General features: G+C 58.8%; 14 protein-coding genes. 7 read left to right on the plus strand and 7 right to left on the minus strand.

Annotated elements, in window-relative coordinates; genetic code table 11:
• Window positions 1-96 precede the first annotated feature (96 nt).
• On the plus strand, window positions 97-984 hold the full coding sequence (locus EKL15_RS16860) for a LysR family transcriptional regulator (RefSeq protein ID WP_203090001.1): 888 nt from the start codon (window positions 97-99) through the stop codon (window positions 982-984).
• A gap of 82 nt (window positions 985-1,066) precedes the next feature.
• Here the strand turns inward: EKL15_RS16860 and EKL15_RS16865 are convergent, their stop codons facing one another.
• The 3 genes from EKL15_RS16865 to EKL15_RS16875 form a co-directional block, all read right to left on the minus strand.
• Entirely contained in the window at window positions 1,067-1,201 is a 135-nt protein-coding gene (locus EKL15_RS16865; RefSeq protein ID WP_033643027.1) for an AcrZ family multidrug efflux pump-associated protein, read from the minus strand.
• 193 nt (window positions 1,202-1,394) lie between these two features.
• A complete protein-coding gene (locus tag EKL15_RS16870; RefSeq protein ID WP_048321542.1) occupies window positions 1,395-1,865 on the minus strand; it encodes an Rrf2 family transcriptional regulator in 471 nt (156 codons plus the stop codon).
• Between the two features lie 131 nt (window positions 1,866-1,996).
• A complete protein-coding gene (locus tag EKL15_RS16875; RefSeq protein ID WP_060425745.1) occupies window positions 1,997-2,392 on the minus strand; it encodes a DUF427 domain-containing protein in 396 nt (131 codons plus the stop codon).
• A 231-nt stretch (window positions 2,393-2,623) separates the two neighbouring features.
• Between EKL15_RS16875 and osmB the strand changes: the two genes are divergently transcribed.
• Complete coding sequence (osmB, locus tag EKL15_RS16880) at window positions 2,624-2,836, plus strand: osmotically-inducible lipoprotein OsmB (RefSeq protein WP_004940700.1); 213 nt, start codon at window positions 2,624-2,626, stop codon at window positions 2,834-2,836.
• 155 nt (window positions 2,837-2,991) lie between these two features.
• Here the strand turns inward: osmB and EKL15_RS16885 are convergent, their stop codons facing one another.
• Window positions 2,992-4,536 (minus strand): methyl-accepting chemotaxis protein, encoded by a 1,545-nt coding sequence (locus EKL15_RS16885; RefSeq protein ID WP_172906254.1) that lies wholly within the window; start codon window positions 4,534-4,536, stop codon window positions 2,992-2,994.
• 414 nt (window positions 4,537-4,950) lie between these two features.
• Between EKL15_RS16885 and EKL15_RS16890 the strand changes: the two genes are divergently transcribed.
• From EKL15_RS16890 to EKL15_RS16900, 3 genes are all read left to right on the plus strand, one after another.
• Window positions 4,951-6,189, plus strand: a complete 1,239-nt coding sequence (locus EKL15_RS16890; RefSeq protein ID WP_203090003.1) for a hypothetical protein — start codon at window positions 4,951-4,953, stop codon at window positions 6,187-6,189.
• Between the two features lie 49 nt (window positions 6,190-6,238).
• Window positions 6,239-6,634 carry an SRPBCC family protein gene (locus EKL15_RS16895; protein WP_203090005.1) on the plus strand — a complete coding sequence of 132 codons (396 nt, stop codon included), beginning with the start codon at window positions 6,239-6,241 and terminating at the stop codon, window positions 6,632-6,634.
• 226 nt (window positions 6,635-6,860) lie between these two features.
• Window positions 6,861-7,064, plus strand: coding sequence for a hypothetical protein (locus tag EKL15_RS16900; RefSeq protein ID WP_227818400.1), 204 nt, complete (start codon window positions 6,861-6,863; stop codon window positions 7,062-7,064).
• Between the two features lie 72 nt (window positions 7,065-7,136).
• Here EKL15_RS16900 and EKL15_RS16905 read toward each other — a convergent pair whose 3' ends face one another.
• Together EKL15_RS16905 and mrdA are read right to left on the minus strand one after the other, a co-directional pair.
• Window positions 7,137-8,855 carry a penicillin-binding transpeptidase domain-containing protein gene (locus tag EKL15_RS16905; protein ID WP_203090007.1) on the minus strand — a complete coding sequence of 573 codons (1,719 nt, stop codon included), beginning with the start codon at window positions 8,853-8,855 and terminating at the stop codon, window positions 7,137-7,139.
• Between the two features lie 107 nt (window positions 8,856-8,962).
• On the minus strand, window positions 8,963-10,888 hold the full coding sequence (gene mrdA, locus EKL15_RS16910) for a penicillin-binding protein 2 (protein ID WP_203090009.1): 1,926 nt from the start codon (window positions 10,886-10,888) through the stop codon (window positions 8,963-8,965).
• Window positions 10,889-11,182: 294 nt separating this feature from the next.
• Between mrdA and EKL15_RS16915 the strand changes: the two genes are divergently transcribed.
• The gene (locus tag EKL15_RS16915) at window positions 11,183-11,464 is read left to right on the plus strand and encodes a YjcB family protein (RefSeq protein ID WP_033634498.1); all 282 of its coding nucleotides are present in this window, start codon (window positions 11,183-11,185) and stop codon (window positions 11,462-11,464) included.
• A 37-nt stretch (window positions 11,465-11,501) separates the two neighbouring features.
• On the opposite strand, the gene EKL15_RS16920 is transcribed toward EKL15_RS16915, so the two are convergent.
• A complete protein-coding gene (locus EKL15_RS16920; protein WP_147839982.1) occupies window positions 11,502-11,951 on the minus strand; it encodes a MarR family winged helix-turn-helix transcriptional regulator in 450 nt (149 codons plus the stop codon).
• A gap of 251 nt (window positions 11,952-12,202) precedes the next feature.
• Between EKL15_RS16920 and EKL15_RS16925 the strand changes: the two genes are divergently transcribed.
• Window positions 12,203-13,402: a multidrug efflux MFS transporter gene (locus EKL15_RS16925; RefSeq protein ID WP_147839983.1), complete on the plus strand. Its 1,200-nt coding sequence runs from the start codon at window positions 12,203-12,205 to the stop codon at window positions 13,400-13,402.
• The last annotated feature ends 93 nt before the right edge of the window (window positions 13,403-13,495 follow it).

Genomic DNA, 13,495 nt, shown 5'->3' on the forward strand with positions numbered 1-13,495 from the left:
ATGCTGTAGCCACCGAGCATAGAGCGTGGCGATTAACGGAAAAACAGGCTAGATTTCCTTTCATAGCGGACAATTTCGTCCGCAATGAGGCAAGCAATGGATAATCTGTCTGGGGTGAGCGTCTTTGTGCAGGCCGCGGAGACGCTGAGTTTCGTTGAGGCCGGCCGCGTGCTCGGCATTTCTGCCTCCGCGGTGGGGAAAAGCATCGCCCGCCTGGAAAATCGGCTGGGTGCACGCCTGTTCCACCGCAGCACGCGCAGCATGACGTTGACCGCCGAAGGCCGGCTGTTTCTGCTCCGCTGCCAGCGTATTCTCGGGGAATTAGCGGCGGCGGAACGGGAAATCAGCGATACGCACAGCGCGCCGCGCGGCAAGCTGCGCGTCAGTTTGCCGTTGGTGAGCGGCCTGTTGAATCCGGTGCTGGCGGAGTTCGTCCGGCGTTACCCGGAGATTGAGTTGGAAACCGATTTTTCCGACCGCCGGGTCGATGTCATCGAAGAAGGCTTTGATGCCGTAGTTCGCGTCGGCGAGACCGAGGACTCACGGCTGATGAGCCGCCAGCTGGGCACGTTTCAACTGCAGCTGGTGGCCTCGCCGGATTATTTGCGCCAGATGGGGATCCCGCATCAACCGGCGGAACTGCAAGGCCATGCCTGCCTGCTGTACAAATTTCCCTCGACCGGCAAAGTGGAACCCTGGCCGATCGCCGGATGGGAAAAGCTGCTCGCCGAGGGGATCAACACCCGGCTGGTCTGCAACACCGTCGATACCCTGATTTACCTGGCGGAAAGCGGCCAGGGCATAGCCTGTTTGCCGGATTTTGCCGTGAAGCGCGCACGGGAACAGGGGCGATTGCTGCAGATATTGCGCGAGCACAGTCACCACCGCGGCAGCTTTAAAGTCCTGTGGCCTTCCAGCAAACACCTGACGCCGAAACTCAGGGTGTTTATCGATACGCTGAGCGCCCAACTTTTTCGGGATTAGCGAAATATTTATGCGATGGAGCAATGTTGGAGAAGGAAAATGCGGGGGAGCCGGAGGACGAGAACCGCCCCCTGGCGTGCCATCAGCCGTTTTTGCGGCCAATAGCGGAAAAGACGTTGAACACTTCACCCAGGCCGTAAATCGCGCCGAGCAAGACGGCCACCATTACCGGCACCAGGACCACCACGGTGGCCAAGCTTTCAATCATTTCTAACATCGTTCTCTCCTGGTTTATAAGCACAGCGAATCTGCGCCGGAAGAAAAGGTTTCCGGCCAATCGGTTGAGTATCGTGGGGAGGCAGTCTAAAACGTGAGCTACATCACACTTGATGCGAGCTAATGTAACTTACACAATTACATTAAAGCAATGCAAAAAATGCTCTGCGCGTAGCGGGAATTGGCGTGGGTTTTTATTGCGTATCCGCTTGATATTGCGGTGAACAAGGGACAAAAGGATAGCCTGCGCGCCGCTCGACCTGCCCGGCCATTTCGGCGATGCTGGTTTGCGCCAGGCTGGCTTCCAGCGCGTGACCGACGCGCGCGAACTCTTGCTCCAGCACCGGGGTAATCGCGTGGCCGATATAGCACGCATCGTTAGGCCGGGTACGGTGTAGCATGAAATACGGTTGATCCTCTACCGCGCGATACACGTCCAGCAGCGAGATCGCTTCCGCCGGCCGCGCCAGCAGCGCCCCGCCGCCTTGCCCCATCTGTGAATAGGTCAGCCCGGCCTCCGCCAGCGCGCCGAGGATGCGCCGCACCACCGTCGGGTTGGTGTTGACGCTGCGCGCGATATCTTCGGAACGCACCGTCTGGCCGCGACACAGCGTGATATTGGTCAGAATATGGATGGCAACGGCAAATCGCGTAGAGGTAGACACCTTGGCACCTGCTCAGAGTTTCGTTTATGTCGGATTAAAACATAAGGAAAGCGTATCAATTTCCGGTAATACACATAATGAGTAGGGACAATGAGAATGTCAACCTGCCCCCGCCCGATGGCGGCGGCGGCTCATTCTTCGGTGCGGATCTCCGTCACTTTATCGGGATAAAATGCCAGATGATCCTTGATTGCCACCACGGCGTTGTAGGGCATTTCATAACTCCAGGCCACATTGGCCTCCTGCTCGCCGTTAAGCACAAGGGAGAAATAACTGCAGTCGCCCTTATAAGGGCAGTAGCTGACGTGCTCGTTTTTCTGCAACAGCGCCCGATTCACATCCTCACGCGGAAAGTAAAACACCGGCGGATAGGTGGCTTCCTGCAGGATGAGCACGTTGCGGCTGTCGGCCAGGGTCTGACCGGCTGCACGCACGACAACCCGCGCCGGATGGCGGGTCAAGGTGATTGGGTGGTCCGGGCCGGGGATTTTCACCGGTTTGCCGGATGCGGAAACGAGATCGGACATGGCGGCCTCCAGAGTGTGCGCCCCGCACCCCGCGAGGCGTCTTTCCAGTATAGACCCACGATTTTACCGGCGGCCGCACATTCGGCGAGCAATCGCTTTTCACCGCCGCAAAATTAAGAATTTTTACCTGTTCGATTTTCTTACGGAGGAATACATTCATCCCAACTTCTACCGGCGGGTTAATCGGATTATTTTTAATCCATTAATCAGTCAATTTACCAGGAACTCATTATGAATATTAAACGTGCCGCAGGTGTGTTGGTGGTGGTGATGGCAACGCTTTCCGTTACCGCATGTGGGCATATGTCCAATCGCGATCGCAACACGGCGATCGGCGCGGGCGTGGGCGCCGTCGGCGGCGCGGTACTGACCGACGGCAGCACGCTGGGCACCCTTGGCGGCGCAGCGCTTGGCGGCATTATCGGCCACCAGACCAGCCGTTAATCATCCCGTCAAAAATAATCTCTGCAGGCCGATGTTTTTTTAATCCATAAGCGTCGGCCTGCGCTTTTATTTAACCGCTGAACTTTCTCAGGACGCGAAAATAATAAATAACGTTAAGCGCAGCTTTATTATTCATTAACCTGCATCGGAAGTATTTATTGCGCCGGCAGCCTGAAACGCGCCATCGCTTTTTCCAACCGTTCCGACTCGCCCTGCAACAGCTGCGAGGCCTCGGTCACCGCGTTCACCACCGTGCCGGTTTGGCGCGCCACCTGATTCAGCGCCGAGATGCGCGCCGTCACGTCCTGAATGCTCTCCCCCTGATTGAGCGATGCCAGGGAAATGTCCCCCATCAGCGCACTGCATTTGTTCACCAGATCGATAATCTGGCGCAGGTTGCCCGTCAGTAGATCCACCGCCTGCGAACCTTGATCGATTTGCTGCAGCGAACGGTTGATCAACTGCTGAATATCGCGCGTCGAATGGCTGCTTTTTTGCGCCAGCAGCCCCACCTCTTTGGCCACGATGGCAAAGCCGCGGCCATGAACGCCGGCGTGCGCCGCCTCGATTGCCGCATTCAGCGCCAGAATATTGGTCTGGAACGCCACGCTGTCGATCAGCGCGACGATGCCGCGCATTTCGGCCGATTGGTTGACGATCCCTTGCATCGAAACATTGACGGTTTCCATCATCTGCTCACCGGCGCCGGCGCACTGCCGGGCCTGTTCGGTTCGTTGGCTGGCCTGCTGCGCGTATTGACCGTTCTCTTCCACCCGCGCCGCCAGCTGCTGCACGTGCTCGGTCGCCAACTGCAATTCACCGTTCTGCTTCGCCGACTGCGCCGTCAACTGTCGATTGCCGTCCGCCAGCCGCCCGACGCCGTTCAGGATCCCGCTCGCCGCATCGCGCACCTCGCTGACCAGGCGCTGCAGGCCGCCCTGCATGTGGCCAATGCTGGTCTGCAGCTGGTGCATCTCGCGGTTGAATGCCCGCTCAGGCGGCAGCGGCCGCGAAAGATCGCCGGCGGCCAGCACGTTGAGGTGCGCGATTGCCCGCCGCAGCGGTGCGATCACCCAGCGAGAGACGCCGACCCACACCCCCACGGCGATCAGCGCCAGCGCGGCCAGCGCGCCGAGCGCAAAGGTCCTGGCTTGCTCCAGCGCCGCCAATTGCCGCACGTTGACATCATCGCCACGCCGTTCGTTCAGCGCCTGATAAGCGAGGTACTTCTCGTTAAAATCCGCCTGAAACGCCTGGATCGGCACGGCGAAAAACGCATCGATGCTGCTGCCCTGCAACCCTTGCGCCTGCTCTTTCAGGCCGTCATAGAACAGACGGTAGCTGTCTTTCAGGGCGCCCGCCGCCTCGGGCGCCTCCGCGCTCAGGCGCTCGAACTGGGCGAAGGCCTGCTCTGAGGCCTGCAGCGCCGCCAACGACTCATCCAGCAGGCTGTGCCAACTGCCGTCGGAGCCGGTGGCTTTGTCCTGCAGGTAGTAAATGCCCGCACGGTTCAGACTGTCGCTGGCCGTCAGCAGCGACAGTCTGGCGCGATCCATCGTCGCCTGCTGGCGATGCAAGCCATCGCCCGCCACCAGGTTAGCCTTGGCGTCGCGCAGAATATTAGAAATAAATACGGTGGAAAACAGTTGCAGCAGAGAAAATAGCGCGATAACGCAAATTACGCCGCTTAATAAGCCCATGCTCTTGCCGAAGCCAAACGCGCGCGGCAGCGCCGCCGCAGATTTTACCCTGCGGCCCAGTGTCAGTTTTATGTTCATGATTTTTAGTCAGTAATACCAGGATGCCGCGAGTCTAACGGGCATTGATGACACTAATATTTCAGCCTGCTGTGTGCCGCCCCCGCCGACCAAGACAACCGAATAATCGGTATTGCCCGTCAACTCTCATTTTTATTTCTTGACTTGTTTAATACCGGATTTATAGTTTTCCCATTAAAAAAGAAACAAAGTTTCATATATTAACCGGCGCTAAATTTAATATATGAAACACTCGATAAAATCGTCTCAAATATAAAACTGATGAGCGTAAGCACCCTGTCCACAGGTGAAACTCGCTCGCCTTAATAAACAGTCTACTTTCTTCAGGGGCCTGGCATGCGCAAGATTACGCTTTGTTTTTTCCTTGTTTCACCAGTGAGTTATGCAACCGTCGCCGCAATACCCAACGACGTTGCCGCCACCGCGGCACCGGTAGAAAAAAGCCGCCCGGCATTTCCGCATATTCATTGGCAAAGCGAGGATAATAAAAAGAATATTGATATCGGTGGCGCACTGCGCGCCAATTATCGCTATGAAGACTGGCACAGCAGCAATTATCGGAATCCTCCGCATTTACGCTTTGACGCCTTTCGCATCGATGCTGCCGGCCAGGTAAACGACGCGTTTTTCGATAGCGGATTCTGGTTTCAGGATCGGCGCAAATACGCCATCGACCGCGCCTATGTCGGCTACCACCTGTCTGAGCATTCCGCCGTGCAACTCGGCGCGCCGTTCAAACCGTTCGGCCTGATGCCCTACCCGCAGTTCGGCTGGTCGTACGGCATTCCGTTTTACCTCGGCTTTGGCGTCAACACCGGGCTGGGCGCCAAATACCAATACCAGCATGACGATTGGGCCTTCGACGCCGCCTACTACCCGCGCATGATGCCGACCGGCGTGCGTTACGCCCCCGACGTCGCCAGTTACGACGATCTGAAAAACACCAACTACGCGTCACAGCACCTGCAGCGCAACGAAAAACGCGATCAGGTAAACCTGCGGCTGACGCGCGCTTTCCATCAGGGCGGCTGGAACAATGAGCTCGGCGGTTCGCTGGCGGCCTCGCGGCTCTACAACCAGGCGACCGGCGATAACGGCAGCTTCTGGGCGGCAGGCTTACATACGCTGGTGAATTACGATCCCTGGCATCTGTCCGGCCAGGTGATCCGCTACGGTTACGACGCCAAAGGCCCGGCCGGGGCCAACAATTCGGTGATCCTGATGGGGGGCAACGGCCTGACGCCGGCCTATCTGATCCCGTCGCAGGCCACCACCGCCGCCATCAACCTGGCGCGCGACGTCGACGTGCCCTGGGGGCCGGTGAAAAAGCTGCGGTTCTACAACGATTACAGCGTGCTCTGGAAGGACAGGCACGGCGGCTCCGACTCTAAAATGAACACGCTGGGGGTACAAGTGTTCGCCATGCCGGTGATGCTGTGGGTGGATCTGACCTGGGCACAGAACGCCAACCCGTGGGGCGGCGTAGAAAATGCCACCGGTTGGACCGGCACCCAGTCCCCCGGCAGCAATAAATGGTATTTTCGCACCAACGTGAACATCGGTTACTACTTCTAAGCGCGGCGGGATCTACACTGAAGTATCGCCGCCAACCGGAGAAACCACGATGCTGAGCGCACAAACGCTGCATGTTACCATCAACCGCCCTTGTGACGAGGTGTATGCCTTTCTCAGCCAGCCGAAAAACTTCCCCTTGTGGGCCAAAGGGTTAGCCAACAGCTTGCGGCGGGAAGATGAAGACTGGGTGGCGGACACCCCGCAGGGGCGGATCCACATTCGCTTCAGCGCGCCAAATGCCTTCGGCGTGCTGGATCATTGGGTGACGCTGCCGGACGGCGGCGTGGTCTACGTGCCGCTGCGCGCGCTCGCCAACCGGCGCGGCACCGAGGTGATCTTCACCCTGTTCCGCCAGCCGGACATGGACGATGCGCTGTTCGCCCGCGACGCCGGGCTGGTGAACGCCGATCTGCAGGCGCTGAAGCATTACCTTGAGCCCAGCTAACCGCTTGTTGGAACATTTATTTCAATGAAAGACAGCAATTGCGTTCGGGAAAATAAATGTTGTTTTTAGATGTTGATATAAATATTCAATATAAATATTAATCAATGAATCAGGGCGCATCCATAATGAAATCTGCCGTAGACGTTATACCAACAAATTAATACTCTCATTAGCGCTCGTCGTGTAACGGCAAGCATGTAACTCTATTTTCATTAATTAAGGAAGAATGATGAAGTTATCAAATCTGATGCTGCTCACAGCGATTTTAGCCACCACCGTTAGCCTCCCTCTCACCGTTAATGCTACCGAACGCCCGGCAGGCAACTGCTCAAGAATTTACTCACCGGTACCTTATATCACCAAAGAAGGTAAAACTATTCAGGCACCCAATGCTTGCGTAGCGAAATGGTGGGCAACCCAAGGGAAATAACGCGTAAGTCAGACTCGTTGCATTAAATATTGGGTCAGAGATTCTCTGGCCCAATATTTCCCGCTTAAATCATTACCCCTTGACCGACGACACCACGTTAAGCGGCTGGGCGTCCGGCAGAATATTCATGTGCTCCAGCACCTGGGCCATGATCTTGCCGAACACCGGCCCGGCCACCGAACCGCCGAAGTGCTTGCCGGCTTTCGGGTTGTTGACCATCACCACCAGCGCCACCTGCGGATCGCTGGCCGGCGCCACGCCGGCGGTGTAGTTGATGTAGCCGCCGTCGTATTTGCCGCTCGGGCCCATTTTCTCGGCGGTACCGGTTTTGATCGCCAGCCGGTAGCCCGGCACCGCGGCGCTCACCCCGCTGCCGCCCGGCAAGGCGTCACTCTCCATCATATGCACCACGGATCGTACCGTATCCGCCGGCAGAATACGTTGCCCCATCACCGGCGGCGTCACCTTGGTGATCGACAGCGGCCGATAAATGCCGAAGGAACCGATAGCGGCGTACTCGCGCGCCATCTGCAGCGGCGTCACGCGCAGCCCATAGCCGAAGGAGAAGGTAGCGCGCTCGATATCGGCCCAGCGTTCACGATGCTGCGGCAGATAGCCGCTGCTCTCGTTGCCGATGCCAAGCTCGGTCGGCCGCCCCAGGCCAAAGCTGCGATAGACCGCAGGCAGCACCGTGGCCGGCAGCGCCAGCGCAATGTGCGATACCGCGATGTCGCTCGATTTTTGCAGCACGCCGGTGATGGTCAACTTCGACCAGTGGCCGACGTCTTTGATCAGGTGACCGTTCACCCGATACGGCGTGGTGTCCAGCACCGTATCCGGCCGGATCAGCTTATGCTCCAGCCCCACCATCACCACCACCGGTTTCACCGTCGAGCCCGGCTCGAAGCTGTCGCTGCTGCACACGTTGCGTATGTCTTTCGCTGGGGTGCTGCCATAGTTGTTCGGGTTGAACGACGGGTAGCTGGCCATGCCGAGGATTTCGCCGGTGTCGATCTTGACCAGCACCGCACAGCCGGAGTCGGCCTGGTTGGCCACCACGCCGTCGCGGATCTGCGCATAGAGCACATACTGGATAAATTTGTCGATGCTGAGCGTCACGTTCGGCGGCGGCACCGGATCCACGCTTTTTAGCACGCCGATCACCGCGCCGCTGCCGTCCTTCTGATAGACCCGCAGGCCGTTTTTGCCCTGCAACAGCGGGTTGAAGCCCAGCTCGATGCCCTCCAGCCCCTGATTGTCCTGGCCGACGATGCCGATCAGCCCGGCGGCATCCTGGCCCATCGGATAAAATCGGCTGAAATCCTGCTCGGTGCTGACGCCGGTCAGATGCAGTTTGCTGATGTAGGCGGCGTTGTCGTCCTCCACCTTGCGCGCCAGATAGACGAAACGCTTGTGCGCGTTGCTCTGGATCAGATGCTGCACGTCCGCCAGCGGGATCTTCAGCACGTTGGCCATGCTCTGCCAGCGCTCGTTGCCGGTGTCGGTCTGGGTATCGAGAATGTGTTTCGGATCCAGCACGATGTCTTTGGACGATACGCTGACCGCCAGCGCCTCATCGTTGCGATCGGTGATCATGGCGCGGTTGGTCGGCACCACCTGGGTGCGGATAGAGCGCTGGTCAGCTTGCTCCGCCAACTGCTGGTGCTCCAGCAGCTGCAGATAGCCGACCCTGAACGCCAACAGAAAAAAACAGACCAGCATGCCGGCGCAAATCCAGCCGAAACGAACTGTGGAATAGGTTTTACCGCTTTTTTTGGTCGATGGCGCCACTGTTGTGTTAACCCTGCGTTTTTATTCGGTTTATGGTGTTATTTCAGTCTACCTTGCCGGAAATGGTCAGGAGATTGCAGTTTGTAAGAAAGTAAAAACAAACCGCATCACCGCTGCACATCCGCACTGTCGTTTAACTGCGGTTTACTTTGCGCCGGATCGCCGGGCTGCGGCGCGCTGGCCGAGTCAAAAATATGGTCGAGGATCGCGCGGGCGGTCGGCCCCGCCACCACGCCGTCGCCGCCGCCGTTTTCCAGGATCAGCGCCATCGCCACCCGGGGGTTTTTGTAAGGCGCGAACAGTGTATAGAAGATGTGATCGCGCAGCCGCACCGGGATCATTTTGGCGTTGTAAGTCTGGTTTTGCTTCAGGCTGAACACCTGCGAGGTGCCGGATTTGGCGGCGATCTGGTATGGCGCGGTGTGGAACAGCTTGTAACCGGTGCCGTTCGGCAAGTTGGCCATGCCGTACATGCCGTTACGCACGATGCCCCAGTAAGGCGAGTGGGGATCGCCGATCTGCGCCGCTTGCGCCGGCGGCTGGTAGCGCGTCACCCGGTTGCCCTGCTGCAGCGAATACAGCAGGTGCGGCGTTTTCACCTGGCCGTTGTTGATCAGCGTGGTCAGCGCTTTTACCATCTGGATCGGCGTCGCCACCCAATACCCCTGGCCGATGCCCACCGAAACCGTATCCCCCTGATACCAGCCCTTTTTGTGCACCTTCAGCTTCCAGTCGCGGCTCGGCAGCACGCCGCGGTACTCTTCGTTCAGATCGATGCCGGTGGACTGGCCGTAGCCGAACTGGCTCAGCCAGTGGTGGATACGGTCGATACCCATCTCATACGCCACCTGATAAAAGAAGGTGTCGGCGGATTCCTCGATCGCTTTGGTGACGTTGAGCATGCCGTGGCCGGTTTTCAGCCAGTCGCGGTAGCGGCGTTCGGTGCCGGGCAGCGTCCAGGTCGGCGCGCCGAAAAAGGTGGTGGTGGGTGTGATCACCCCGGCGAACAGCGCCGAAACGGCCATGTAGGGCTTCACCGTCGACGCTGGCGGGTACAAGCCCTGAGTGACGCGATTGATCAGCGGCAAATCCGGGTTGGTCAGCAAGGTCTTATAGGCCTGATAGCCGATGCCTTTGACGAAAGGATTGGGATCGTAGCTGGGGCTGGAGACCATCGCCAGGATGCCGCCGTCCCGTGGATCTTCCACCACCACCGCGGCGCGCTGCCCCTTCAGCACCGATTCGATGTACTGCTGCAGCGGTAAATCCAGCGTCAGGTAGATGTTCTTGCCGGCCTTCGGCGGCTGCTCCTTTAGCAGGCGGATCACCCGCCCGTGGTTATCCACCTCCACCTCCTGATAGCCGGTGGTGCCGTGCAGTTCGGACTCGTAATAGGCCTCGATGCCCTGTTTGCCAATGTTGCGGTCGGCGGCATAGTTCTCGCTCAGCCCGGCCTTGTCCAGGCGTTTGAGATCGCTGTCGTTGATCTTCGACACATAGCCCAGCACGTGCGCCAGCTGGGCGCCGTAAGGATATTCACGCTGTTGATAGGTATCGATCGTCACCCCGTCGAAACGGTATTGATTGACGGCAAAGCGCGCCACCTCGGTGTCGCTCAGCCCGGCTTTGAGCGTCACCGGTTTGTAGCGGCTGTTGTGGTGCATGTCGTCGCGAAACGCGCTGATGTCCTCCGGCGTCAAGTCGACGATCGGCGTCAGCGCCTGCAGCAGCGCCGCCATGTCGCTGATTTTGCTGGGCGTGACCTCGATACGATACAGTGTCACGTTTCGCACCAGCGGAATGCCGTTGCGATCGAAGATCAGCCCGCGGCTGGGGGCGATCGGCAGCATCTTGATGTCGTTCTGGTTGGAACGCGTCTGGTAAAAGCCGTGCTGGCGGATTTGCAGCCGGTAGAGATTGACGATCAGCACGCCGAAACAGACCACCACCAGTGCCAGCGCTACGCCGGCCCGGCGGATAAACAGCCTCTCTTCCGCAGAGTGGTCGCGAATTTTTTCTTTTAACAGGGCCATGCGGTGCCGATACCTTTTGCGTCACATTTCCCCGCAAAATCAGGGAACTGAAAAGCCGGCAAGCATAGCGTTATCGGGCGCACCGCCCCATGAAAAGGTTGCTAATGAAATGGCATAACTGTTTCAGCATATTGGAATGTTACCGTCGGCGTTTTTTTCACCGCGCTTCCCATTGAGCCGCCGTTCGCCCCAATGCTACAATGTGATCTTAATCACACTATTCCCGATATTCCCCCGCATTTCCCTGTCGGCGCCCTGCCGGATGCGGCTTTTTGTTACATAGGATCGAGTTCGATGAGTACCATTGCCACCGGTTTAGTCATGATGCGCTGGGAGTTGCTGAGCGCCGTGATGATGTTCTTCGCCAGCCAGTTAAACGTCGTTTGCCGTAAGACCAGCCGTAACGGCATGGCGTTCATGTTCAGCAGCCTGGGCCTGTTTACCGCCTGCTGGTTCGTGATGGGCCTGATGGGCATCCACCTTACCCTGGAAGCCTTCACCCAATTCTGGTCTTCGGCCTGGGATCGCTACGTGGACGTGGTCAGCACCATGCCGGTCGATTGGCCGATGCCGTAATCTCGCCGCAGGGGCGGCGCACCGGCCGCCCCGCCGATTATTCCGTTTCCGTTGACGGCGCCGCCGCCAGCCGCGCCATCAAGGCCCCCGCCTCAATCAACAGCGCCTGCTCCCGCTCCGTTAAACAGCTCTCCATCGCCGCCAGCAGCCACGCCTCGCGCCGGCTGCGGCTTTGCTGCAGCAGGCCCAGCCCGGCGGGCGTCAGGCACACCCGCACCCGGCGTTTGTCTTCGGCGTCCGGCGTGCGCACCAGCAAGCCATCGGCCTCCAGCTCACGCAAGGCGGCCGCCAGGTTAGAGGAACGCATGCGCTCCGATTCCGCCAGCAGCGACGGCGTCGCCTCGCCGCCGTGGCGATCGATAGCCCCCAACAGCATCAGCTGGGCCCAGGATTTTTCGTCGCTGCGCGATTCGCGCCGTAAACGGCGCACCAGCGACATTAACTGCGTGCGCAGCAGCGTCACGTCTTCAGGATGATCTTTCTTCATTGGCATCAATCTAGCGTTCAGTTTATCCCTGCTTTCACACCGCCGGATCGCGCGGTGCCCTTCCTGGCTACCGCGCCGCTCTGGCTTAACCTAGTTACCTATGATAATATAGCTATTAATATATAGCAAAAAAGACACTGCATCGGCAGGGTTACGTTTGCTCACGCATTTGCCCCTCGCCGATTAATTTGCAGTGTTATTATTATTTTGCTTAATAAATCCCTCCTTATTCAACGTGGTACGGTAAGCCGATGGAAGCGTGGAAAGTCAATCTGATCTCGGTCTGGCTCGGGTGTTTCTTCACCGGGCTGGCGATGAGCCAAATCCTCCCTTTTCTGCCGCTGTACGTCGAACAGCTCGGCGTCAGCGATCACCAATCCCTCAGCCTGTGGTCCGGGCTGGTGTTCAGCGGCACCTTTTTGGTCTCGGCGGTAGTCTCACCGCTGTGGGGCAGCCTGGCCGACCGCAAAGGCCGCAAGCTGATGCTGCTGCGCGCTTCGCTGGGCATGGCGATCGTCATCGCGCTGCAGGGGCTGGCCACCAACGTCTGGCAGCTGTTCGCGCTGCGCGCCCTGATGGGGCTGACGTCCGGCTATATTCCCAACGCCATGGCGCTGGTCGCCTCGCAGGCGCCGCGCGATAAAAGCGGCTGGGCGCTGGGCACGCTCTCTACCGGGCAGATCTCCGGCGTGATCGCCGGGCCGCTCTTGGGCGGGCTGATGGCCGATCATCTGGGGCTGCGGGTGGTATTTTTCGTCACCGCCGGGCTGATGTTCGTCAGCTTCCTGGTGACGCTGTTCCTGATTAAAGAGCGGCGCATCACGGTGAAAAAAGCGGATCAGCTGAGCGGCAAGGCGGTATTCCGTTCGCTGCCCTATCCGACGCTGATCGTCACGCTGTTCGTTTGTACCCTGATGATCCAGCTGGCCAACTCGTCCATCAGCCCGATCCTGACACTGTTCATCCGCGAGCTGTCCGGCGACGTCAGCAATATTGCCTTTGTCAGCGGCATGATCGCCGCCGTGCCCGGCATTGCTGCGCTGATCTCGGCACCGCGCCTCGGGCGCCTCGGCGATCGCATCGGCACCGCTCGCATCCTGATCGCCGCGCTGCTGTTCACTACCGGGCTGTTCGCCGTGATGGCCTGGGTCAATACGCCGCTGCAGCTGGGCCTTCTGCGCTTCCTGCTCGGCTTCGCCGACGGCGCGCTGATGCCGGCGGTGCAGGCGCTGCTGCTGAGGTATTCCTCCGATCAGGTGACCGGGCGCATCTTCGGCTATAACCAATCCTTTATGTACCTGGGCAACGTGGTTGGCCCGCTGCTGGGTTCGGGCATTTCGGCGATGATGGGGTTCCGCTGGGTGTTCGCGGTGACGGCGGTGTTGGTGCTTTGCAATGCGCTGCAGCTGCGCCATCAGTTCAAAAAAGTGGAGAGTCAACGCGCGGGATAACGGGAAATGCGGGGAAACGCCTCAAGCAGTGGCGGGACAATGACGCCCATCAACCGTGCCACCACTGCCAAAGGCGGCCGTAGCCTACTCGAC

Source organism: Serratia sp. 4542 (assembly GCF_016805595.1).
GTDB classification, from domain to species: domain Bacteria; phylum Pseudomonadota; class Gammaproteobacteria; order Enterobacterales; family Enterobacteriaceae; genus Serratia; species Serratia nevei.